This is a genomic window from Bacillus piscicola (assembly GCF_022458745.1).
GTDB lineage: Bacteria > Bacillota > Bacilli > Bacillales > Marinococcaceae > Alteribacillus_A > Alteribacillus_A piscicola.
Window position 1 is genome coordinate 813,849 of sequence record NZ_JAJJJF010000001.1, and the last position, 24,142, is coordinate 837,990.

23 protein-coding genes are annotated in these 24,142 nt (G+C 42.9%); 18 read left to right on the forward strand and 5 right to left on the reverse strand.

The genetic code is table 11. From position 1 onward, the window contains the following. Positions 1-19: 19 nt before the first annotated feature. On the forward strand, positions 20-1,021 hold the full coding sequence (meaB, locus tag LOR49_RS03910; protein WP_240374798.1) for a methylmalonyl Co-A mutase-associated GTPase MeaB: 1,002 nt from the start codon (positions 20-22) through the stop codon (positions 1,019-1,021). Positions 1,022-1,098: 77 nt separating this feature from the next. Here the strand turns inward: meaB and LOR49_RS03915 are convergent, their stop codons facing one another. Together LOR49_RS03915 and LOR49_RS03920 are read right to left on the reverse strand one after the other, a co-directional pair. Continuing rightward, a complete protein-coding gene (locus tag LOR49_RS03915) occupies positions 1,099-2,280 on the reverse strand; it encodes an MFS transporter (RefSeq protein WP_240374799.1) in 1,182 nt (393 codons plus the stop codon). Between the two features lie 9 nt (positions 2,281-2,289). Further along, positions 2,290-2,829 carry a PadR family transcriptional regulator gene (locus LOR49_RS03920; RefSeq protein ID WP_240374800.1) on the reverse strand — a complete coding sequence of 180 codons (540 nt, stop codon included), beginning with the start codon at positions 2,827-2,829 and terminating at the stop codon, positions 2,290-2,292. A gap of 107 nt (positions 2,830-2,936) precedes the next feature. Between LOR49_RS03920 and ade the strand changes: the two genes are divergently transcribed. Beyond that, positions 2,937-4,691 (forward strand): adenine deaminase, encoded by a 1,755-nt coding sequence (gene ade / locus LOR49_RS03925; protein WP_240374801.1) that lies wholly within the window; start codon positions 2,937-2,939, stop codon positions 4,689-4,691. A 60-nt stretch (positions 4,692-4,751) separates the two neighbouring features. Here ade and LOR49_RS03930 read toward each other — a convergent pair whose 3' ends face one another. Then, positions 4,752-5,204, reverse strand: a complete 453-nt coding sequence (locus LOR49_RS03930) for a hypothetical protein (protein WP_240374802.1) — start codon at positions 5,202-5,204, stop codon at positions 4,752-4,754. A 246-nt stretch (positions 5,205-5,450) separates the two neighbouring features. Here LOR49_RS03930 and LOR49_RS03935 point away from each other — a divergent pair, with 246 nt between their 5' ends. The 4 genes from LOR49_RS03935 (at position 5,451) to csaA (ending at position 9,622) form a co-directional block, all read left to right on the forward strand. Then, complete coding sequence (locus LOR49_RS03935; RefSeq protein ID WP_240374803.1) at positions 5,451-5,711, forward strand: NifU N-terminal domain-containing protein; 261 nt, start codon at positions 5,451-5,453, stop codon at positions 5,709-5,711. 180 nt (positions 5,712-5,891) lie between these two features. Next, entirely contained in the window at positions 5,892-7,352 is a 1,461-nt protein-coding gene (locus LOR49_RS03940) for a Na+/H+ antiporter NhaC family protein (protein ID WP_240374804.1), read from the forward strand. Between the two features lie 665 nt (positions 7,353-8,017). Further along, positions 8,018-9,238, forward strand: coding sequence for a DUF2515 domain-containing protein (locus LOR49_RS03945; RefSeq protein ID WP_240374805.1), 1,221 nt, complete (start codon positions 8,018-8,020; stop codon positions 9,236-9,238). 54 nt (positions 9,239-9,292) lie between these two features. Beyond that, a complete protein-coding gene (gene csaA / locus LOR49_RS03950; protein WP_240374806.1) occupies positions 9,293-9,622 on the forward strand; it encodes a chaperone CsaA in 330 nt (109 codons plus the stop codon). Between the two features lie 3 nt (positions 9,623-9,625). On the opposite strand, the gene LOR49_RS03955 is transcribed toward csaA, so the two are convergent. Continuing rightward, on the reverse strand, positions 9,626-11,380 hold the full coding sequence (locus tag LOR49_RS03955; RefSeq protein ID WP_240374807.1) for a B12-binding domain-containing radical SAM protein: 1,755 nt from the start codon (positions 11,378-11,380) through the stop codon (positions 9,626-9,628). 115 nt (positions 11,381-11,495) lie between these two features. Between LOR49_RS03955 and LOR49_RS03960 the strand changes: the two genes are divergently transcribed. The 7 genes from LOR49_RS03960 (at position 11,496) to LOR49_RS03990 (ending at position 18,365) form a co-directional block, all read left to right on the forward strand. Then, complete coding sequence (locus LOR49_RS03960; RefSeq protein ID WP_240374808.1) at positions 11,496-12,080, forward strand: hypothetical protein; 585 nt, start codon at positions 11,496-11,498, stop codon at positions 12,078-12,080. 475 nt (positions 12,081-12,555) lie between these two features. After that, on the forward strand, positions 12,556-13,614 hold the full coding sequence (locus LOR49_RS03965) for an ABC transporter substrate-binding protein (RefSeq protein WP_240374809.1): 1,059 nt from the start codon (positions 12,556-12,558) through the stop codon (positions 13,612-13,614). Between the two features lie 117 nt (positions 13,615-13,731). Continuing rightward, positions 13,732-14,739 (forward strand): ABC transporter permease, encoded by a 1,008-nt coding sequence (locus LOR49_RS03970; RefSeq protein ID WP_240374810.1) that lies wholly within the window; start codon positions 13,732-13,734, stop codon positions 14,737-14,739. Continuing rightward, complete coding sequence (locus LOR49_RS03975; RefSeq protein WP_240374811.1) at positions 14,726-15,520, forward strand: ABC transporter ATP-binding protein; 795 nt, start codon at positions 14,726-14,728, stop codon at positions 15,518-15,520. The genes LOR49_RS03970 and LOR49_RS03975 overlap by 14 nt, the downstream gene beginning before the upstream one ends. Before the next feature lie 83 nt (positions 15,521-15,603). Next, entirely contained in the window at positions 15,604-16,512 is a 909-nt protein-coding gene (locus LOR49_RS03980; protein ID WP_240374812.1) for a fumarylacetoacetate hydrolase family protein, read from the forward strand. Between the two features lie 167 nt (positions 16,513-16,679). After that, positions 16,680-16,901, forward strand: coding sequence for a DUF3311 domain-containing protein (locus tag LOR49_RS03985; protein WP_240374813.1), 222 nt, complete (start codon positions 16,680-16,682; stop codon positions 16,899-16,901). Between the two features lie 3 nt (positions 16,902-16,904). Beyond that, on the forward strand, positions 16,905-18,365 hold the full coding sequence (locus LOR49_RS03990) for a sodium:solute symporter family protein (protein ID WP_240374814.1): 1,461 nt from the start codon (positions 16,905-16,907) through the stop codon (positions 18,363-18,365). Between the two features lie 60 nt (positions 18,366-18,425). On the opposite strand, the gene LOR49_RS03995 is transcribed toward LOR49_RS03990, so the two are convergent. Then, complete coding sequence (locus LOR49_RS03995) at positions 18,426-19,622, reverse strand: KamA family radical SAM protein (RefSeq protein ID WP_240374815.1); 1,197 nt, start codon at positions 19,620-19,622, stop codon at positions 18,426-18,428. A 367-nt stretch (positions 19,623-19,989) separates the two neighbouring features. Between LOR49_RS03995 and LOR49_RS04000 the strand changes: the two genes are divergently transcribed. The 5 genes from LOR49_RS04000 (at position 19,990) to LOR49_RS04020 (ending at position 24,125) form a co-directional block, all read left to right on the forward strand. Beyond that, positions 19,990-21,369, forward strand: coding sequence for an aspartate aminotransferase family protein (locus tag LOR49_RS04000; RefSeq protein ID WP_240374816.1), 1,380 nt, complete (start codon positions 19,990-19,992; stop codon positions 21,367-21,369). Between the two features lie 44 nt (positions 21,370-21,413). Then, positions 21,414-22,268 carry a MurR/RpiR family transcriptional regulator gene (locus LOR49_RS04005; RefSeq protein ID WP_240374817.1) on the forward strand — a complete coding sequence of 285 codons (855 nt, stop codon included), beginning with the start codon at positions 21,414-21,416 and terminating at the stop codon, positions 22,266-22,268. A gap of 117 nt (positions 22,269-22,385) precedes the next feature. Then, complete coding sequence (locus LOR49_RS04010; RefSeq protein WP_240374818.1) at positions 22,386-23,480, forward strand: AI-2E family transporter; 1,095 nt, start codon at positions 22,386-22,388, stop codon at positions 23,478-23,480. 21 nt (positions 23,481-23,501) lie between these two features. Next, positions 23,502-23,870, forward strand: a complete 369-nt coding sequence (locus LOR49_RS04015; protein ID WP_240374819.1) for a rhodanese-like domain-containing protein — start codon at positions 23,502-23,504, stop codon at positions 23,868-23,870. A gap of 108 nt (positions 23,871-23,978) precedes the next feature. Continuing rightward, the gene (locus LOR49_RS04020) at positions 23,979-24,125 is read left to right on the forward strand and encodes a lmo0937 family membrane protein (RefSeq protein WP_240374990.1); all 147 of its coding nucleotides are present in this window, start codon (positions 23,979-23,981) and stop codon (positions 24,123-24,125) included. Positions 24,126-24,142 lie beyond the last annotated feature (17 nt).

Below are 24,142 nucleotides of genomic sequence, written 5' to 3' on the forward strand. Positions count from 1 at the left end.
AGAGAAGGGAGGGGGAAAAGTGGCTGTTCAGAGGGGCAAAAAAAACGCGTTAACCGTTGAAGATTATGTAGATGGTGTATTAAACCAGAACCGCTCGATAATCGCAAGAGCCATTACACTTGTGGAAAGTAATGCACCCAAACATTTCACGCTCGCGCAAGAGGTGCTGAAACGCCTTATGCCTTATACAGGGCGTTCTATTCGGGTAGGTATTACAGGAGTGCCCGGAGCAGGGAAAAGTACGTTAATCGAAGCATTCGGCTCGATGCTGTGTGATCAAGGGCATCATCTGGCTGTTTTAGCGGTGGATCCTTCCTCCAGCGTCAGCAAAGGTAGTATTCTTGGTGACAAAACGAGAATGGAGAAGCTGTCTAATCATCCGAACGCATACATTCGTCCTTCCCCGTCAAGTGGTACGCTCGGCGGAGTCGCGCGGAAAAGTAGAGAAACAATGCTTATTTGTGAGGCCGCCGGTTTCGATGTCATTTTTGTAGAGACGGTGGGAGTCGGCCAAAGTGAAATAACCGTTCGGTCGATGGTCGACTTTTTCCTCGTGCTTATGTTGACCGGAGGCGGCGATGAACTTCAAGGGATGAAAAAGGGAGTCATGGAAATTGCAGACGCCATTTTTATCAATAAAGCGGACGGCAATAACAAACAGGCTGCGTTAAACGCGAAGGCTGAATACAACCGTTTACTTCACTACTTGCAGCCTGCAACTCCTGGTTGGGAAACGCAAGCTTATACGGTTTCTGCGCTTACCGGCGAAGGAGTGCCGGACATCTGGGAAGTTATTCAAAACTATGAAAAGAAAATGAAGGAAAGTGGCTTCTTTTCTGAAAGACGGGCTGCACAACTGTCAGAATGGATGGATCGCTTGATTGAAGATGAGCTTACTCACACTTTTTATGAGGACGATGAAATGAAGCGGGTCCTTCCGGAAATGAAACAAAAAGTAAATGAAGGAACCATTCCGTTAGCGCAGGCAGTACAGTATTTAATGAAAATATACAGGAAGTAGTTTATACCAAGAAGAACCCCCGGCATCCTTTACGGTGTGCCGGGGGCTTTCTATCTGTTCAAATTAAGCTGCTGTGATTATGAGGATGTGACAGATGAAAGCTTTTGTTTTTTGAGCTGTGCTGTGTAAGTAGCATAGAGAATGAACGCGACAATAGATAAAATGATCCCGGAAATATAAGGGAGCCCAGCCGCAACAGAGAACAGCCAGCCGCCTAATGGAGGTCCGATGATACGGCCAAGTGAATCAAAGGAAGAAAGCGCCCCAGTAGCTTTCCCGATACCAGCTGTTGCAGTTTTTGTAATGAGTGCCGAAACACTTGGACGAATGACCCCGTTACCAATTCCGAATATGCTGAGGAAAATGGCAGCTGTCAGGAAATTATCCACAAATAAGATCAACCCAAAACCGACAGCGGAGACGGCAATGCCGATCTGGATAACCGAGCCTTCTCCGAAGCGCTTGGTCATTCTTCCGACGAGACCACCCTGTACAAACGCCCCGGCAAGCCCCATGATCATGAAAATATAGCCAAGTTTGATGGTACCAAGTCCAGCTTTTTCAGCTGCAAAATAAGCAAACGTTGCTTCAAGGCCCGCTAGAGATATAGAGACGAACAGCTGTAAGAAATACAACATTGAAATGGTACTTCCGGACGTTTTGAGAAGCGGGCCTTTCTCTTTTGGTTGAACGCCACGTTCTTCTTTAGGCAGTGATTCCTTTAGAACAAAAGTAACAAGGAGAAACGTCACGAGCGAAGAGATCCCGGCTATCACAAAAGGAGTGGCAAGGCTGGCTTTTGAAAAGACCCCGCCAATTGCCGGACCGAAAACGAAGCCGAGCCCGACTGCCGCGCCTATAATGCCCATCCCTTTTCCACGATTTTCCTCCGTTGTAATATCAGCAGCGAACGCTTGGACCGTTGGCATATTGGCGGAAGAAAGGAAGCCCCCGAGAATTCTGGCAGCGAATAGCATCCATAGTGATGATGAAAAAGCCATAAAAAAGAATGAGAAAGAAAGTCCTAGAATTCCAATCATCATCACTGGTTTACGACCGACACGGTCCGATATCCTTCCCCACATTGGAGCAAAAATAAACTGCATTAGCGAGTACACAGCCATTAATAGTCCTAATTGGGTTGGAGAAGCTCCCAACTCCTCTGCATAAAAGGGGAGAACTGGAATAATAATACCGAATCCGACCATGACGAAAAACATAACAGCAAATAATATAGGTAATGCTTTATTATTTTCCAAAACGAAAGTTCACTCCACTTCTTTGTTGTAATCCGGAGACGCCTTCAACTGTTGAATCGTTTCATTTAAAAAGGATAGTTCTGCTTCAAGCATCTTTTTCTTATGCTGGAATGCAATGTTTACTCCTTTACTGGTATCATGAAGAGGAGTAAGTTGAACAGCATGGTGTTTCTTTTCTAAGTCTTTGCGCCGTTTATTTAAGTAATGAACGGTATCTTCAACCGGTAGATGATCGAGGAACATCAAGCCGATATCCCCTTCATAAAAGACTGTATCGGCAGCTGCTAAGTTTTCCGCTAACAACTGGTAAAAGAGCTCCATGCCTTGGTTGTTGATAGAGTACACTTTACGCGGCGGGCGGCTGCCCTCTTGCTCCACAGATACATCGATATATTTTCCTTTGCTCAATTTCTCCAAATGTGCATATGCGGTTGCTTTTTTCATGTCTGTGATAAAAGGAAGATTGGTTTCAATAAAATCATGAATCTGATAACCGTGCTGACTTTGGGAAATAAGTAAACCGAGAAGCAGTAAAGAACGATGGTCCATATTAGACAAGGCCTCCTTCGTTAAAATTATAATTAACTTGTTGTTGAATAGTCAAGAACTGACTATCTATAGATGATAGTAAAGTGTAATAAAGGAGAGGACAGGAAATGGGTGTAGAAGAAGAGGTTAAGCAGTTACAGCAGGCTATAGCTGCATCAGCTAAAGAAAAGCCAGCTGATATCGTCATTAAAAATGGAAAAATCATTGATGTTTTCAGTCATGAGGTTATAGAGGCAGATGTGGCAATTACAGATGGAATGTTTGTAGGTATCGGAAGCTACGCAGGGAAGCAAGTGATTGATGCGAAAGGTTTGTATGTTTCACCCGGTTTTATTGACGGGCATATCCATATTGAATCATCTATGGTAACACCATCGGAATATGCGAAGGTTGTGCTTCCTCATGGGGTGACAACGATTGTTGCTGATCCCCATGAAATCGGCAACGTGTCGGGTGAAACTGGTATTGAGTTTATGATCGCTGCATCGGAAGGGATTCCGTTGGATGTGTATGTGATGATGCCTTCCTGTGTCCCGGTAACCACTTTTGAAAACACAGGAGCAGCTCTTTATGCCGAACAGCTCCGGCCTTTTTATGAGCAAGAGAGAGTACGTGGGCTAGGTGAGGTAATGAATTTTACGGCGGTTGCTGAGGGGGAACCGGATATTCTTCAGAAAATTACCGATGCTGCCCGGGCTGGGAAAAATATTGATGGGCATGCGGCTGGTATTGGTGCAGAAGGGATAAATATTTACATGACCGCAGGCATTCGGACGGATCATGAGTGCGTGACAGAGGAGGAAGCAGTGGAACGGCTCCGGCGTGGAATGTATGTAATGATTCGAGAAGGGACAGCGTCAAAAGATTTACAAGCGCTGATTGGGCTTGTAAACGAACGAAATGCACGGAGATTCCTGTTTGTTACGGATGACAAACATTTGGATGAATTATTAGAAGAAGGCAGCATTGATCATAATGTACGGATGGCAATTGGAAAAGGGACAGATCCTCTTACTGCTATACAAATGGCTACGTTAAATGCCGCTGAGTGTTTTCGTTTTCATAAAAAAGGAGCAATCGCCCCTGGGTATGAAGCAGACTTTTTATTGCTAGATGATCTAGAAAAGGTTTCGATTGCCGCCGTATATAAAGCAGGCGTCATAGCGGCAGAAAAGGGTACATGTCTTCCTTTTCATGCACCGAACGTGGAACCGCCGGTAAGCGTTACGGACAGTGTGAACTATCAAGAGGTAAAGAAAGAAGAGCTGCAAATCCCGATTGAAGAAGGCCGTGATGCCAATGTGATCGGTATCATCCCAAACAGTATCGTTACCAAGCATCTGCGGGAAAACGTTACCGTACAGGGTGGCTATTTTCACCCTTCCATAGAGAAGGATCAATTGAAGGTTGCGGTGGTAGAACGTCATAATAAGACCGGGAATGTCGGAACAGGGATACTTAAAGGACTTGGCCTAAAGAAAGGCGCTATTGTGTCTACAATCGGCCATGATTCCCATAATATTATTGCAGCAGGTACAAATGATAAAGACATCTTGACGGCAATACGAGCTATCGGCGAGTACAAAGGTGGACAAGCTGTCGTGGAAGATGGCCGTTTACTCGCGGTGCTGCCTCTCTCCTTATCTGGGTTAATGTCTGAGAAAGCCTATACTGACGTTGCGGGAGAGCTTAACGCCTTACACCACGCTTTGGTTAATATCGGTTTTACTGGTAACTTTAACCCATTTTCTACTTTATCTTTTCTACCACTGCCGGTGATTCCGGAATTAAAAATAACAGATTCAGGACTGTTTCATGTTTCCTCATTTCAATTTATCTCTATACAGGAGGAGAAGGCATAATAAAAAAGCCGGAACGTGAACGTTTTACCGGCTTTTTGCAAGATAGTCTCGGTGTAGTATTCATCCAATCGCCGAGCCTATGACCATGGCGGTTATACCGATAATACCTAATACAATAGGCAGGTTTTGCAACGAATAAATTTTTGCGGGGGCCTGGTCAAACAAATTGAAAAAACGGTCGGCTAGAAAAAAAATGATGGCTGCCATGACGGCTAAGATGGTTATATCAATGTTCTGAGTAACAAGATAGCATGTGATCCCCCCAACCACATGGAAGAGAAAAGAAAGCGGCTGGACAAAGCGTTTGAACCGGTGTGCCAGCCAATCTGCCACTAGTGAGATTCCCGAACCATAAAATACTATCGGAGTTAACGAATAGAATCCGTAAATGGTATAGCTTTGCATGACTTTTTCCACAGAAGTAGCTGCACTAGTTGTTGGAATTGGAAAAAAGATACCCATCACAAATAAAAAGATTGTCCAAACAGCCAGTCCTGTGAGCAGCTTGTTCATGGCGAATTCGCCTCCGTTATGAAATTTTTAACAACTGTAAGATGTATTCATTTATATATCCTATTTTGTTAAAAATAAACGAAAACGAAGTTATTTCTTCAGTTTTTTAGATGGTTGTTACAATTTTACAAAAAAAGAATAGGAAATGAGATACTGAAAAGAGAGTTTCGTTGCGATAAAGGAGATTCATTGGTACGATGTCGATAGATCCAAGCAGCAAATATACGTAAGGGGGAATTGGCAGTAATGGAACTAAGAGTAGATCAGACACCAAATCCAAACGCGATCAAATTCACAGCGAGTGAATCACTTTTTGAAGGAAGCACTTCGTTAAAACAAGGACAGGAGACAGACAATGCCTTTGCAAAAGCATTGCTTGAACTGGAGGGCGTTGATAATATTTTTGGTTATGGCGACTTTGTAACCGTGAACAAAACAGGAGACGCAGATTGGGAAACCTTGATTCCGAAAGTGCAGGATGCCTACCAAAAAACAAAAAATGAATAAAAAAACAAGGGTGCCATGTTAATACAGGCGCCCTTTTTCATTGAGAGAATGCGATTAATTACTTCTCTTTTTCAACACATGATGGGGTAGAATTGAATATCCTTATTGATTTGTTCATAGAAAAAGTGCAATAATGTACTATTGGATTTTTAGATTATTTGTTGGGATGAGGGTGAAACTATGTCAGAAAATGCTAGTCAGGTGGACATAAATAAAAAGCCTGCTCTGCAATTTCGTTTAGGATCAATCGGAGCTGCGCTTCCGTTAACTTTCTTTGTTGTTTGGGCTGTGACCACTAGTGTTTTACAAATTTCTTCTGAGACAGGTCTCGTGATGGGTGCGATGATCGGATTAACCCTCGGACTCTTGCTGTGTAAAAGCCGCTGGGAAGACTATGCAAATGGACTATTTGCAGGCTTAGCGCAGCCTGTAGGTGTCATTGCGATGGTGGCTTGGTTTTATGCGGGGATGTTTTCGCAAATGCTCCAGTTAGGCGGACTTGTGGAAGGTCTTGTCTGGATCGGGATAACAACAGGCGTAACAGGCGGTCTTTTTGTTTCCCTCACTTATATATTAGCGGCTGTGTTTTCGACTGCGGTAGGAACAGGTTACGGGACGACCGTGGCATTTTGCACATTGATGTACCCGGCTGGTGTTGCTGTAGGAGCAGATCCGGTCATATTATTTGCAGCTATTTTGTCTGGAGCCGTGTTTGGCGATAATTTAGCACCCGTGTCTGATACAACGATCGTGTCAGCAACGACGCAGGGAGCGGATGTACCTGGAGTGGTAAGAAGTCGTTTTCCTTATTCAGTGGCAGCGGCTGTTCCCTCCTTGCTCTTGTTTGCTGTTTTCGGCGGGAAAGGCAGTGCATTTGGGGCGGAACAAGGGGTCTTTGCTGATATTGCAGAATCGGTTAATCCAATTGGACTCACGATGCTTATTCCTTTTGCTGTTGTTCTCATCCTTGCCTTGACAGGACAGCACCTGCTAACGTCCTTGACGTGGGGCATTATAACCTCCGTTCCGTTTATTTTGTTTTTGGATTTAGGAAGCCTAAGTGACATAATCAGCTTCGACGCATCATCCGACCAGGTGATACAAGGTGCATTAATCGACGGAATTACCGGCTATGTGAATATGGCGATCTTAATCTTATTAATCGTTGCTGCAGCTTATATCATGCAACTCGGTGGAACAATGGAGTCTATTACGACGTGGGTCATAAAATGGGCAAAGGCTTCTGTACGGCGCGCTGAATCTGCGATTTGGTCAATCGTTGCCCTCTTAAACAGTGCAATAACTATTAATACAGCAGCAGAAATTGCGGCTGCACCGTTTGTCAAAGTAATCGGGGAACATTATCACATTCACCGCTATAGACGAGCCAACATGCTTGATGCGGTTACGTCGGCACTCGGTTATATTTTTCCGTGGGGCGCTCCCGTAATTCTTGGATGGTCTACCATCATTAATATGAAAGAAACATATTCGTGGCTTCCGGTCGTAGAGCCTACAGACGTGTTTCCATTTGTATTTCACGGTTGGCTGCTCGCCTTGATTATGTTAGTCGCAGCTTTGACTAGCAAGGGATTGCGTTTTGAAGGAAAGAATGGAGAAATGATAAAGAATAAAGAATAACAGTTAAAAAACAGTCTGCCAGCAGAGAAGCAGGCTGTTTTTGTGTGGAAAAGTCCATTTGTTCTACCTAAAACTACAACAACTTCCATTGGAAGAATCAGGTGAATGAAGATGGCGGAAATGGAGAAAGCTGAACATAAACCAGTTACTAGTTGCTAATCCGCGTAGGACATGCTAGGGACACTGTCCGCACCCTTACTATGCTTACTTTGATGTCGTTATTTTCTAGCCCGAGGGTTTTGAAGATGTCATAAGCTTCCATTGACGTCGCTATTTTCGCGGCTGTACTAGTTGGTAACGTCATACAACAGCAATGGTGTTGCTATTTTCCCTCCCGCCTATTTTCAAGACGTCATATACGTTATATGATGCTTCTATTTTCTAGCCAGCACATTTTAGCAACCTCATAGGCTCTCAGTGACGATGCTATATTTCTGCTCATGCATTTTGACAGTGTCATACGATGCCGTTACCGCCATTACTTGTAAGGTGGCGCCTTCTGGAGGGGAAAGGGATTCATTTAAAAGTATGCGAAAGCTAGCTATGCCTGGCCGGAAGTTGATTCTCCTCTTATGGTGTAAAGGATAGTTGGTAATCTCGTTTGAATTGCAAAAAATTGAAGAGCATTATGAAAAAAAGACTAGACACATAGCGGGAGGAAGCATATGTTTTCATATAAACGTTTTCGTGATAACGTAGAAGTGAAGTTGAGCAGTATGAAGCAAAACTGGAATGCGTCACGAAATGGCCTTCCGGTAACACTGAGAGAGACGGAAGTCTTATGGGTGAAAGAGAAACTTGAGACAGAGAGCCGACAGGACCTGTCTCAGGGCGCACTGTCTGCCACTGACTGGCAACTGGTCGAACGTATTCGAAGAGAAACAGAGAAACATAACCGAAACAACGTCACAAGAACGGAAGCATACCGGATATTTTTCTTTCATCATCCTGAGCTGCATTGGGCTTTTTTAGCCCACATGGTTTCCAGGAATGGTGGTTGGAATATGACAGACCTTCAAGGAAGTTTATTATCAACATTACTGAATAAACAAGAGCGAATACATTTGTTTGAGTTTTTTGAGCGGGCAAACGCGTTAATCTTCCGTGATGCCTATCCGCAGCTGCTTCTATATGAAGAGAGTAAAAATCAGCAAAAAAATCTATTTTATCTTCTCCCGGCCTTTCACGTCTCCCGTTTCATGAAGCCTTTTTGGGACCGCTTCATAGAAACGAAGGAATCTTCCTTAATAACGACAGCGTTAATTATTAATGAACAGCGCTACATGGAAGAACGAGTGATCCAAAACCGTTACTTTCGTGAAAATGTTATTGAAACGTTGAAATTTAAAGGGCAGGAAGCTGTTCAGTTAACTCAAGTAATTTTTCCTTACGTAACAAGTACTGAAAAGGCGCCGTCTTCCATGAGACTAGCCGGGCTAATTATCGAGAATTTTGCAGATGTGAAGGAACGAATTGAAACGGGAAAAAAGCTGTATGCGATATTGTTTGGAATAGAGGAAGTATTGCAAGGTGCGCTTCATTTTGCAAAAACGACCCCACATACTGGATCACGAGCGGATTTTTGGGCATCACTATTTTCCGCCAAAGAAGTATACAAGAACAAACAATATGAAAAGGAACGACTAAATGCGTGCCAAATAATTGACGGTGCCCCGCCGTTTTACAGCCCATTTTTAGAAGACGCTTGGAATGACCACCCCTTTCAGCCGCCTCAGCACGGTGACTGGTGGAAGGACGATACTGCGTTTGAATATATGAAAGCTGTCTCTGTGCCCCGTTTGTTTGATATGACGAGTGAGTTTTGTTTTGGACTGAATAAATTGGAACTGGTTGTGTTAGCAAAAGCCGCAATAAAGAAACGGTAATGGACGTTACACGGCTGTATTTACTATATTTTAGCAAAGGAGCTATTTGAAAAAATGGCAGAAATAACGGATTTTTCTAAGTTGGATATTCGGATCGGAACTGTGGTGAAGGCAAGCTCTTTTCCAGAAGCACGTAAGCCAGCGTATCAATTAGAAATTGATTTTGGAGAATTAGGGATCAAGCAATCTTCAGCACAGATTACAAAAAGGTACACAGTGGAAGAACTTGTTGGCCAGCAAGTAACTGCGGTTGTTAACTTTCCACCGATGCGGATTGCCGGGTTTAAATCGGAAGTGCTCGTTCTTGGCGGGGTGCCGGAAGAGGGAGATGTCGTGTTATTGCAACCAGGGGAATCCGTTGCAAACGGAACCCCGGTTAGTTAACCATTATGTTGCAGCTGTTTGAATCGTGCGGAGCGGAATATGCCGGACGGTTTTTGTTTTGGTTTTCACGTTGTAATGGACGAACAAAATTTCATTGTCACGGATCATTTCCCCGGTGTCTAAGTAGTGCTGTAAAGAAAAGGGAAGCTGTTCCGTAATCGCGTGCTTCGGCCAGTCATGATGGTGAATGGAGTCAGGAAGACTCAAAAGCTCTTGTTGTTCTTTGAATAACTGTAGATATTGTATGTGTTTTTCTTTGGATAAAACAGGCTCTCCCCATGATTTTCTCGGTTTATGATTCTGATGCAGAAGATAGTCATATGTCATCAAACCCTCGATAATGTCTGTGTCGTTACACCCATAATCATGAAGAAATGCTTGCAGACGGAGGAATAAGTCTTCGAGCTGATGTCCGATCTTACTCCAGCCATTAGTATGCCAGTAGTCACCAAACGCCTGGAAGAAGTCAAATGGAGTTGGAAACACATGCTTAACCAAATAAGTGACAGTGTGATCCATACGGTGATCATTCCAATATTTATCGAGAATATCTTCTACGCGCTTAATACGGGCAATATCAGCAAAACTGATAACGTTATTGTAAAGCATCTCATAAGGAGCATGATCGGTATACACATAGCCGTATTTTTCAGCTTGAACGCGCAAACCTGTACCACGGAGCATTTTTAAAAAGCCGAGCTGTAGTTCTTCTGGTTCCATCGTGAAAACATCGTTGAACGTTTGTTTAAAGCGACTATAGTCTTCTTCAGGAAGGCCGGCGATCAAGTCAAGATGCTGGACGACTTTTCCCCCTTCTTTAATGAGACGCACCGTCCGTTCCAATTTTTGCAGGTTTTGGTGCCGTTTGACGAGCTTATTTGTTGCATCATTTGTGGATTGTACTCCTATTTCAAACCGAAATACTCCTGGTGGCGCGTGTTCATTGAGAAATTCCAGTAACTCAGGGGGCATGATGTCTGCTGTGATCTCAAACTGAAACTCGCACCCGTCGTGATTGTCAATAAGAAACTGAAAAATTTCTTTGGCATATTCGCGCTGGATGTTGAAGGTCCGGTCAACAAATTTGATCATTTTCGCCCCGTTTTTAATTAAATACAACAGGTCGCTTTTGACTTGGTTGATATCAAAGTAACGAACGCCGGTCTCGATCGATGATAGACAAAATTGGCAACTGAACGGACAGCCTCGGCTCGTTTCAAAGTAGGTCACTCGTTTGGGAAGCCCTTTTTTATCTTCCGGAAACCGGTAGGGGCTTGGTAATCTTTCAAGCTCAGCTTTTGGACGAGGCGGATTAATGTGGACATTATCACCACTTCGGTAGGCGATGCCGAATACCATGTGAAATTTTTGACCGCCTGACAATTCATCAAGAAGGTGCTTAAATGTTTCTTCTCCTTCATTAATTACGATAAAGTCAACATCAGATAGGCGCTTCATCCAGTAGTCGGTATCATAGGATACCTCAGGCCCACCGAGGACGATTTGTAATTCAGGTTTAATTTTTTTCAACATGGTAATGACTTCAATCGTCTCTTCAATGTTCCAGATGTAACAAGAAAAGCCGATTACTTCTGGTTGTTTGTCGAAAAGGTCGGTGACGATGTTCATGGCGGGATCTTTAATCGTGTATTCTGCCATTTCCACCTCATAATCCGGCTCCGCATATGCTTTTAAATAGCGAAGGGCTAGACATGTATGTATATACTTGGCATTCAGTGTGCTGACGACTACGTTCACAAAACCTCTCTCCTTGTCATGTATTCTCATCGCGAAGGATCCTGATAATATGGTATCATATGTGCGGCGTCTTTTTCTTTCATTTCCAAACGTTGACAAAAAAGGATGAGAAATTGTGATTATAACATTGAGCCCGTGGCTGTTTCATTTATTACTTTCTATTACTATTATCATTCTAGCGTTTTTAATTGGCGGTGCGCTCCATTTTTTTATGAAACGAAACGAAACTGTGAGCAAAACTACTGAACGAATTTTTGCGTTGCTGCTTGCTTTACTAATGGCTGCTTTGTATGTGTATGTGACCGACTCTTTTACTGACAGGGCGTCACAAGGAGAGAGAGTGATTTCTCATAGTGGAACAAAAACAATAAATGCCCAACAAGAAGTGCTTCTTCCATTCGGTGAATACGTCGTAATCGAGCGGCTTTACGATTTTGGCTACATAGTGAAAGATCGTATAAACAACCAAGAATTTACGCTGACCTTCGAGATTGATGACAGCCAAGCCTTTTTGGAAGAATACTCTACTTTTGTTGAAGGAAACGGGGTATTTGTAAACCAAGCCCGCTTCAATTTTAAAAGAGCGTATGAAAAGGCGTGGAAACCGATATTGCTAAAAAAATGGGAAGAAACTGATATTACAATGAAAGGACTATCAATAGAAAAGAAGTCAATGAGTTTTGAGAATGACGAAGAATGATTTAAAGGCGATCGTTAAATAATCGTCATTCTTTATTAGTAAAAAGCGTTAATGCTAATTCGCGTTAACGCTTTAGTTTAAATTATGCTGGAAGAGTAATGAAAAGAATGTACATGTAGATAAATACAATATAGATACTGATGAGTAGCTAACAACTGTTCAGAAATATTTAAACATTTAGTGTTGACAAATAATAATTAGTCTAGTAAATTTTTAAATAACAAAATATCGTCAAACAAATAAAACTCTAGCGTTTATTATTCGTCATCTTGGAATTATTGCTTGTATCCAAAAGGATTTCAATATTAAGTTAACTGCGTTTTGAAAGGGCTTACAGAACAACAGTTACTGCTGTTTAAAAATTTGCGGATATGCTAAAATAATGACATCTGTTTTCCAGCCTAAAATAAAAACAGAGGTGTGTACGGCTGTAAAATAGATTCAGAGTTTTTTTATAATAAGAGGGGGAGAGGGAATGAACAAGAAATGGTTGCAGCTGCTAGCTGCGGGAGCTTTATCCGTTACAATGCTGGGAGCGTGCGGACAATCGGACGAGGAGGCAGCGGGAAGCGGAGACGCAGAAAACGCTAATGGTGATACTGAAGAAGCAGAGACTGATGCGAATGCGGATGAGACCTTTGTTATCGGGGCTACGCAAATTGTAGAGCATCCTTCACTGGACGCAGCCTATGAAGGGTTTAAAGAAGGACTTGCTGACAACGGGTTTGTTGAAGGAGAGAATGTTGAATTTGACCATCAAAGTGCACAAGGAGACCAAAACAATACAGCGACAATCGCCAATAACTTTATAGCAGAAGGCGTTGATTTGATATTTGCCAATTCAACACCAAGTGCCCAAGCAGCCTTGCAGGCAAGCAGTGAAACACCAATTCTATTCACATCCGTGACTGATGCAGTAGAGGCGGGTCTAGTTGACAGCATGGATAACCCAGGCGAGTTAATTACTGGAGTGGTAGATTTACATCCGGAAGCGATTCAAATGACAGTTGATTTTATGTCAGAATATTTTCCGGATTCGACTGTTGGGATGGTGTATAACTCTGGAGAGCAGAATTCTGTTACGCAGATAGAAGCAGTAGAAAAAGCTGCTGCAGATACTGGGCTCGACATAGCCACTCGCAGTGTGTCGACTTCTGCTGAAGTACAGCAAGCGACAGAATCGCTAGTCGGTGAAGCGGATGTCCTTTACATTATTACCGACAATACAGTTGTGTCTGCTTTGGAGACTGTTGTCGGTGTTGCTGAATCCCAAGGCCTTCCATTGATCGTTGGTGAACCTGATTCTTTGGAGCGGGGAGGATTTGCTACTTTCGGTATTAATTACCATGACATCGGATACCGAACTGGTGAAATGGCAGCAGAAATTTTAAGTGGAGAGAAAACACCAGCAGAAATTCCTGCTGAGTACCCGCAAGACATGGAATTGTTTATCAATAAGGAGGCAGCAGAAGCACAAGGTATTGAAATCCATGAGGACTGGGAAGAAAAGGCACAGTTCATTGGAGAAGAATAAAGCTTCTGTGTGATCGCGACAAAGTTGGGCTTGGCCTGCCGTTTACATAAGCATCAGGCCAAGCCTTTAGTTTCTAAAAAGCTTTATTTACAAGGATAGGAAAGGAGAAACGCCTGCATGTTTATTTCGATATTTGGAGCGTTTGAATCTGGTATTATTTATGCATTAATGGCGCTCGGCGTATATTTATCGTTTCGCGTGCTCGACTTTCCAGATTTGACAGTAGACGGAAGTTTCGTTACCGGAGCAGCAACGGCTGCTATATTGATTATGAACGGCCAGTCCCCTTTTGTAGCTACTATCGCGGCAGTTATCGCGGGTTTCCTTGCTGGCTGCATCACAGGAATATTGCACACGAAAGGGAAAATTAACCCGCTCTTATCAGGAATATTAATGATGATTGCCCTTTATTCGATTAACCTGCGTATTATGGGCCAGTCTAATATCCCTCTTTTAGGGAAGACTACGATATTTACTTCCATCACGTCTGCTTGGGAAAATGCGAACTTGAGTGCACCGTTTAACAGTGTGGTATCTGCGCTTGGTATACCGGGAACCCCGAAAACATGGGCCATTTTATTTTTCTCATTGATTATTACATTGATTATCAAATTTATTACGGACTATTTCTTAAAAACGGAAATGGGGCTTGCTATACGGGCAACCGGAGATAATGAAAAGATGATTCGGAGTTTTTCGGCAAATACTGATATATTAATCATTATCGGGCTTGGTATATCGAATGCATTCGTTGCCCTGTCAGGAGCAATGATTGCACAGCATGGTGGATTTGCGGACGTTGGCATGGGGATCGGCATGATTATCATTGGTCTCGCCTCGGTAATAATCGGAGAAGCGCTTTTCGGTACTAAGACAATCGCCCGGACGACACTTGCTGTCATTGGTGGTGCTGTTATCTACCGAATAGTTGTGTCGCTCGCTCTGCGTGTTGATTTCCTCGAAACCGGCGATATGAAGTTGATTACGGCAGTTATCGTTATCGCTGCACTTGTAACTCCGAAGATTTTAGATTCACAACGAGAACGCAGAAGACGGCTGCGAAAGAAAGCAGAAGTGGAATTGGCTGCTTTAGAGGAAGGGGAGAAACGCAATGCTGCAACTTAACCAAGTGTTCTTAACGTTCAACGAAGGAACGATGGATGAGAAAAAGGCGTTGCAAGATGTTCACTTGGATCTTAAACGAGGGGATTTTCTGACGATCATTGGCAGTAACGGAGCAGGGAAATCGACATTAATGAACATTATTTCAGGCTCTTTAGTTCCGGATACAGGTAATGTTCTCATTGATGGCAGTCCCGTCACTCATCTACAGGAATACAAACGAGCCCAGCTGATCGGACGCGTTTTTCAAGATCCAATGGCTGGTACTGCCCCCTCGATGACAATTGAAGAAAACTTAGCGATGGCATGGTCGCGTAATAAAAAGCGGGGGCTGAAGCCTGGCGTATCGAAAAAAAGAAAAGAATTATTTAAAGAACATCTCGAGTCTCTCAATTTAGGACTTGAAGACCGGCTGACGGCAAAAGTCGGACTGCTTTCGGGGGGAGAGCGGCAGGCACTTTCCTTATTGATGGCCACTTTCACGGAACCGAAAATCCTTCTGCTTGATGAACATACAGCTGCCTTAGATCCATCACGAGCTGAACTAATTACCAGCTTGACTGCCGAGATCGTAGACAAATTCCAGCTTACTACGCTTATGGTGACACACAACATGCAGCAAGCGCTCGATCTTGGGAACCGTCTTATTATGATGGATAAAGGCCAGATCATCTTTGACGTTGATGAAACAGAAAAACAAAATCTGACGATTGAAAAACTTCTGAACGAATTCCAACGTATTCGCGGTGAAAAAATGGCAAGTGATAAAGCTGTGCTTGGATAATGATAAAATAACTTTAAAGGAGGATTCTGCTCAGGAGGTGGAGAATCCTTCTTTTAATTGGCTTTTTTAGGAGGCGACAAAAATTGAAATTAGTAACGGCATCAATAGATGGTCAAGAAAAAATTGCAGCATTAATCGATGAAACGACAATTGTGGATTTGAAAGCAGCCGCAGAAGAGCGGGCTTCCAGCTATATATTCCCGGGAACGATGCTGGAAGCTATTGTAGACGGTGAACAGTTTATTAAAGAAGCGAGAGAAACAGTAGAGTGGGTTGGAGAGAAGACTAACTCTGGCTTTGTGTACAATATTGATACAAAAGATATAGTGTTGAGAGCGCCGCTTCCGAAACCACAGAAAAATATCATGTGCGCGGGGAAAAACTATGCAGACCATGCAAAAGAAATGGGAAGTGAAGCAGACATTCCGACAGACCCGATCATTTTCACGAAGTCCCCGACAACAGTGATTGCAGCAGATGAACTTATTACCCCACATCGTGAAGTGACCGATTCTGTTGACTACGAAGGAGAAATCGCCTTAATTATCGGTAAAAAGGGCAATCATATTCAAGCAACTGAAGCACATGAATACATATTTGGCTACACGCTATTAAATGATGTAACTGCACGGGATATTCAAAAGCGCCATAAGCAGTTTTTCCTCGGAAAAAGCTTGGACACCTTTTGTCCGATGGGACCGGCAGTCGTTTTAGCTGATGATGTAAACATAGAAGATGTGACGTTAAAAACGTGGGTGAACGATGAATTGCGTCAGGAAGCGAGCACGAAAGATTTGATTTTTTCGGTACCTAAACTTATTGAGATCATTTCCCGGGGAATGACATTAGAGCCCGGCGATATCATCGCCACTGGCACTCCTGCCGGTGTTGGTGCTGGTTTTCAACCTCCGAAATTTCTGAGACCGGGTGACCAAGTAACAATAGAAGTGGAGCAAATAGGCAGGTTGAGTAACAAAGTAGCCCGTGACTAGAAGTTTAAAACGTCGAGAAGGATCCTCTGCTACGATCAGCAGGGGATTTTTAGTTTAACAGCTGAAAAGAAAGGGAAAGTGGTAAAAGAACCTTTCTCAAGTATATTAAAACGTACCCGGGCATAAGAATTACTATGCTTTCATTATGACGGAAGGGAGGGAGACTATTGTCTAAAAGCACTTTTTCTACCGTCTACATCACAGTAATAGTTATCACTTTTTTAATGACAATTTTCCCAATATTTGAAATAGCAAACCGTGCAGAACCGTTTATCCTCGGATTTCCTTTTAACTTTTTTTGGGTTGTTTTATGGATTATAGTGACATTTGCGCTCGTCGTGTTTCTCTATTTTAAAGATCCGGACCGACATGAAAGAGAGGAGGATTAGAGGATGCCCCATTGGCAAATTGCTTTAGTAATCATGATTGGTTATTTAATTGTTGCACTTTTTATCGGTATTCTAGCGGGACGCGGCAAAAGCGGCTCATTAACTGAGTATGTAGTGGCTGGCAGAAAACTTGGTCTTGTCGTGACAAGTTTTTTGATGGGAGGTGCTGTGTTTAGTGCTTTCTCGTTTTTAGGAGCTCCCGGATGGGCGTTTGAACGAGGAGCACCTGCTTTGTATATTATCGTCTATACAGCATTTGCTATTTTACCTTGGTATTTGATTGGCCCTAAAATTGGTAAGATTGGCCGCAAATATGATCTGTATACATTATCCGGCTTTTTGAAAGGTCGATTTCGAAACAAATCGATTCCTATTTTAGTAGGTATATTTTCTCTCCTCGCATTTATTCAATATCTGGCGACACAAATGAAAGGCATGGCCTACATTTTTAATATTATGACAGATGGGCGTGTCCCCTTTTGGCTTGGAGCACTGATTGCGTATGGAATTGTTGTTATTTATGTGGCGACAGGCGGACTTCGTGCAGCTGCTTGGTCCGATGTGTTTCAAGGCCTCTTGATGGTGATCATCTCGTGGGTTGTCGGAATCGCGGTCGTTATGCAATTGCATGGTGGTACAACCGAAATGTTCACAGCAATTAATAATGCACAACCAGGTTTTTTAGAGATCGGTCATGAAGGTTCAACGATGTCAGCGGTCGGATACACGACGACAATATTAGTGTCACTGATCGGTCTATTAATGTGGCCTCATTTATTCTCCAAATCTTATTCATCCAGGCCGGTAACGATTAAACGGACCGTTCTCGTTTATCCGTTGTTCTCATTGTTTCTGATCCCACTTCTTCTTGCGGGCTATGCAGCAATCGGTGTCGTGAATTCAGGAGAGGTACTTCCAGACGAAGTGCTACCTTATTTAATTACGAATGTGCTGGAAATGCCGGGCTGGCTATATGGTTTAGTAGGGGCGGGTGCGCTTGCTGCCGCTATGTCTTCGGCTGATGCAATCACCCACAGCGCATCCCTCGAATTTACAAATGGAGTCATTCATAATGTAAAACAGGACCTTCGCGAACAAACAACACTTTTAATTATGAGAAGTGCTGTCGTTATTATTGGTGGGTTAGCTTACTGTATTACTATATTTGGAGGACAAGGGCTTATTGCCCTTTTGTTAGGAGCATACGGGTCGATCGTTCAGTTTGCGCCAGGGGTATACTCGGCCCTGTATTGGAGGAGAGCTACCGCTCCGGCAATCATTACCGGCCTATTAGCAGGTACGTTCACAAACTACTACTTTCAACTTGTCGCCTCTTCCACGCCGCTTGATATACATGCCGGCATATTAGGGCTGATTGTCAATATAGTCTGTGTCGTTGTCATTAGTTTCGCCACTAAACCACAAGCAGCACAGCATGCAAACGCGTACGTAGGAATAAAATAGTCAATTGTTTCAGTGAAGAAGAAGAGAGCCCTTTTTGGATAGGGGCTCTCTTCTTGTCTATTACTTCGCGGCTGTTACTGTCTTTGGATTAGCTCTTCTTCGTTTTTGCGGCATGTCAGGCATTTCATTGACGGACACCACTTCTTCGGTTTTCTTCTCAGGCGGCACCCAGTACTGTTCATTCCCTGGAAGATCGTCAAACCATGCTGCATCCTCCGGACAGTCCAGAACCATAAACTTTCCGTAACTCCCATCACGTGATTGATGGTACTTTAAGTAGGCCTTTCCGTCTTCTATGGCAAGGATTTCAATTTTACCGGACGTATGACTCATGGAAAGGCGAATTCGTTTCCCAAGGCCGCTCGTTTTTGCCTTTGCTTGTTCAACCGCATCGTACGCCTCTTTTAAGGTGAGGACGAAATCGTTGTTTCCGGCAACCGGGCGGTTAATAAAGAAATAATAAGGGGTCACTCCAGCCCATGACAGCTTATCAAGCAGTCTTCCTAGATCATCCGGATTATCGTTAATTCCTTTTAAGACGGGTGTCTGATTTACGACAATTGCACCTGCTTCGTGAAGCGCCTGAAATGCTTTACGAGCTTGTTCCGTGATTTCCCGTGGGTGGTTAACGTGTGCCATGATGTAGATACGGTTCTCCGGGGTCGAATATTCACGGATCAGATCAAGCAAGGACTCATCCTCGTAAATACGCATTGGGTTGAAGACAGGAAGCTTGGAGCCTAGGCGAATAATTTTCACATGCGGAATGCTGCGCAGCTCCTCAATAATATAACGTAATTTTTTGGTTGCCAGGATAAGTGGATCCCCGCCTGTCAGGAGGACATTGTTAATTTCCGGATGGTTACGGATATATTCTAACCCTGGATCTACGTCTGTCATCGCTTCTTTTACATCATTACGGAACAAGCGCTTCCGGAAACAGTAGCGGCAGTAAGCTCCGCATACTTCCGAACAGATTAACAGCGCCGTTGTTTCGTATTTATGCTGGCACCCGGGAACAACATAGTTTGTGTCCTCATCAGAAGCATCCCAGCGGCCGTATTCAGATAGTTCGCCTTCATTAGGAATGACAAGGTTTTTAATAGGATCATTTGGGTCTTCCCAGTCAATAAGGCTTAAATAGTATTCGTTTACACGAAAGACAAATTTGTCAGTAATCTTCTTTAGTTTTTCCTTTTCAGCTTCAGGAATTTGTTCAATTTGGTCGATTTTTGTGATGTATTTTGGCAATGCCATAATTCCCCCACACCTTCCTATTCAGAATTTGTTCAACAATGAAAAACCCCGCATCGACTACTACCTTTGGAGTATAACAACAAACTTCAAAAAAAGTCAAAAAAGAAAGAAAAATTTAAAATGGAAAAGAAAGTGAAGGAAAAACTTCTATCTTCTTATTAAAAAGGCCTAATTTCATAATTGACTGCATGAAGTGTGGATATTAGTCCGTCTCCTTCATAGTATGAATTAAAACCTTCATTAAAGTATATATATTGAAATTAAAATTTCGTAACGTAAACACTTAACAAGGCAGTGTCTGCTTAAACACGTGACATTGATTCAATGAAGGGATCATTTATATTATAAGAAATGAGGGAGTAAGGGGATGGCAACACGACCGCTGGATCTTCTTCAAAAAAAGTATGTCGCAGAGACTCCGAAGTCGAAAGCATTCATTGAAGAGGCTGCTTCCGTAATGCCGGGTGGCGTTACAGCGAATATTAAGTATTATGAGCCGTATCCACTCACAATGAAAAAAGGAAAGGGCTCGAAACTTATCGACTTGGATGGCCGCGAATATATTGATTATTTAATGGGTTACGGAGCACTCGCCACCGGCCACGGCCATGAATATGTGAAGGGTGCCATTATTCAACAAGTAGAAAGTGACGGTACGTGGCTCTTTGGTACTCCACACGAACTGGAGATAAGGATGGGAAAGAGAATACAAAAGCATTTTCCGAGTATGGAATTAATCCGCTACACGAATTCGGGTACGGAAGCTACTTTGCTTGCCATCCGGATCGCCGCTGCCCATACCGGAAAGCATAAAATAGCGAAATTTGAAGGTCATTATCACGGTGGTTATGATCAAATGCTTGTCAGCATCAGCCCAACCGCTTGTAATGCAGGAAAAGCTGAACTTCCGATCCCGTACCCGGAGTCTAAAGGCATGAATCCTTCCCATTTACGAAATACAATTGTCTTACCATTTAACGATCTAGAAGCTTGCAGTAAAATATTAACAGCTCAAAAAGAAGAAATTGGCTGCGTCATCATGGAACCAATTCAGGGAGGCTGCATACCTGCCGACCCAACCTTTATTAAAGGACTCCGTAAGCTTACAGAGAAACTTGGTATTTTGCTTATTTTCGATGAGGTTAAAACAGCATATCGCACATGTCTTGGCGGCGCTCAAACGATATACGGCGTGCAGCCAGACTTGACAACGTTAGGAAAAGTGATTGGCGGAGGATATCCCGTCGGCATGGTTGGCGGTAAAAAACAGATTATGATACACAGCTCCCCTCTACAGGGAGCAGATGTATTTGATAATAGCCAAAGTAAACAGTCTAAGTCACACAGTGTTTTATTCCACAGTGGGACGTATAACGGACATCCGATGATTCTCGCTGCAGGGATGGCAGTAATAGATATATTAGAGAAGGAAATTGACAGCGTTTTAGCAAGGACAGAGAAATTAAAAACAGGGATTAATAATCTGCTCCAAAAGCATGGGATAGGGGGGAAGACGATTGGCATGGGGTCTATCTTTAGTGTAGTATTAACAGATAAGGATGAAATACGTAACTATCGAGAACTCCAAAAAACGAACCTTATGAGCAGAAAGGAACTTGACTTTTGTTTAATGGGAGAAGGAATTTATACGAAGCCTGTAAATCGTTACAGCGTATCGACTGCTCACAGCGAGGAAGACATTAATGATACGCTTGCCGCATACCACAAAGCATTGCGAAGAGTTTAGAGGACTTTCGCTTTTCATAGTTTACAAAGAAATGAGGGATGCCTGTGCTTGAGAGCGATGTATACCGACGAATTACCGAGGTACAGGACGCTATGAGCAAATCTCAAAAAAAAATTGCTAGTTATTTAATAAATCATTCTGAAACAGCCCCCTTTTTAACAGCATCCAAGTTAGCTAAAAATGCCGGGGTAGGTGAAGCGACGGTTATCCGTTTTGCGACCTTTTTAGACTACAAAGGATATCCTGATATGCAGCGTCACCTTCAAGAAGCACTTCAGCGGAAATGGACATCCGCTGAAGTATTTGCACGTACAACCGATAAGGAAGATCGTCCGGAAAATGCGGTGACGGAGATATTAAAAGATGACATCCGCAATTTACAAGAGACTCTGCAGCAGATTGAAATGAAAGAGTTTGACGGGGCGGTGCGTGACATCGTCAACGCCAAGCGGATTTATATTATTGCGTATAGGAGTGCTGTAACTGTCGGCTCTTTTTTAGAATTTTATTTGGATTTAGTGCTTCAAAATACAGAGTTGATTCGGGAAGCAGACGGTGTTTCTGAACATTTGCTTGATCTGTCGCCGCAAGATCTTGTCATAGGTTTTGGTTTTTCTCGTTATACGAAACGAACGGTTGAGGCGTTGAGGTATGCGAAACAGCGGGGGGCAAAAACGCTCGTACTGACAGATCATTTATTGTCGCCACTCGTACCATTTGGTGATCGCAAGTTGCTCGCTGTCACAGAAATCAATTCATTTATTAACTCTTTTTCGGCACCTCTTAGTCTTGTAAGTGCCTTGATTACTGCGGTAACAAGGCTTGAACACGACAAAGTAGAAACTCGTCTACAGCAGCTGGAAGGTTTATGGGAGACTTTTGATGTATTTCATGACTAGCAGAGTACTGTTGAGAAGGAAGTAGTAATTTAATGTTTGATGTACTCATAATGATAATTAGAACGAACGAGTTATGGTATAATCAAGGAATATAAGACTAACGCATATGGTGATGAGATGCCTCAAGGGAAATTTTTTTACATTTGTTATGGGATTATATTGTTATTACTTATTGTATACCTAGGAACGCTTGTTGATTTTATTTTTGAACCAGTCGTTGTACTCGTCTCAACCTTGTTTGCTCCGATTGTAATTGCAGGGGTATTGAATTACCTCTTTCGACCTGTCGTCAACTTGTTAAATCATCAGCTGAAAATACCGAGAGGTTTATCGATTATCTTATTGTATTTGTTGGCAGCAGGCCTGGTAGCGTTCCTCATTATACTCGTAGGTCCAACTTTACAAAGCCAGTTTACGAGCCTTGCTAATAACATTCCCCGCTATATTGATAAAGGACAGCGCATGATTGTGGAACTCCAGAATCAGGAATGGTTTAATCGCTTTTTAAACGAGATGGAGGGCTTTTCTTGGAATGAGGTAACGGCCAAAGCAGCTGAATATGCGAATCAAGTTTTGACCAAGCTTGGGAATAATATTGCGAACGTTGTCAGTGCGATTACAAGTGTTGTCGTTGTGATTGTAATATTGCCTTTTATTCTTTTCTATATGTTGAAAGAGGGCGAGAAGGCACCCGAATTTATTCTGCGTCTTCTTCCTGCTAAACAAGAAAAGGAAGGCCGCCGTATTTTAAGTGACATGGATACGGCACTCAGTTCTTACATTCAAGGTCAGATTATAGTAAGTGTCTTCGTAGGTATTTGTGTATTTATCGGCTATGTCATCATTGGGCTTGATTATCCACTTGTACTTGCCTTAGTAGCGATGTTTACTAACGTAATCCCGTTTATCGGGCCGTGGATTGGAACATTTCCTGGTGTGATTGTCGGCCTTTTGGATTCGCCTTTTATGGCGCTCCTCGTAATTATTGTAGTGGTGATTGTACAGCAGATTGAGAGCAATTTCATTTCTCCTCAGGTGATGGGAAGAAAGCTTCACATCCATCCTTTAACCATCATACTATTATTACTCGTTGCCGGTAGTTTTGCCGGTGTCGTCGGTTTGTTACTTGCTGTGCCAACGTACGCAGTAGCCAAGGTGGTTGTCAGCCATACGTATCGCTTGATAAAATTAAGAACGAAGGTTGATGAATGAGAATTAGAAAGGGGTGTCAGTGTGGGGTATGATCGAGAAGGCATTGAGCAGATTGACAAGGAAGAATTAAAAGAACAGTGTCAAAAAGATGAGCACGCACCTATTATCATTGATGTGAGAGAACCAGGTGAATATGCTGAAGGGCATATCCCAGGAATTCCGCTCATCCCGATGAAAAAGATCCCCGAAATCATAGACGACTTTGATAAACAACAAAGCTATATACTCGTCTGCAGAAGTGGCGGCCGAAGCCACCATACAGCACTTTATTTCAAGGATCACGGGATTGAAGATGTGAAAAACTTTGCCGGTGGGATGTTGGCCTGGGATGAAGAGATTACAACAGGAATCGAGAATCAAGTAGAAGATGTAAGTCAATTATATAAGTAGTCATGGCAAGGAAAAGAGGCAGTTGCTGAGCTTCTTTTCCTTTTTTCGTTTTGTCAAAGGCTAAATGAGGAATACTATCGGTAACCTAAATAGAAAGGGGTTATCGTTATTCTTTGGTCTCTTATTGTATTGTTAATCATTATCTGGCTGTTGGGACTTATTTTTAAAGTGGCAGGAGGCTTCATCCATCTTTTACTCGTAATTGCGCTCATTGTACTGCTCATAAAATTGTTCACCGGCCGGAAAGGACCTTAACCTCTGATCAGTGGAGG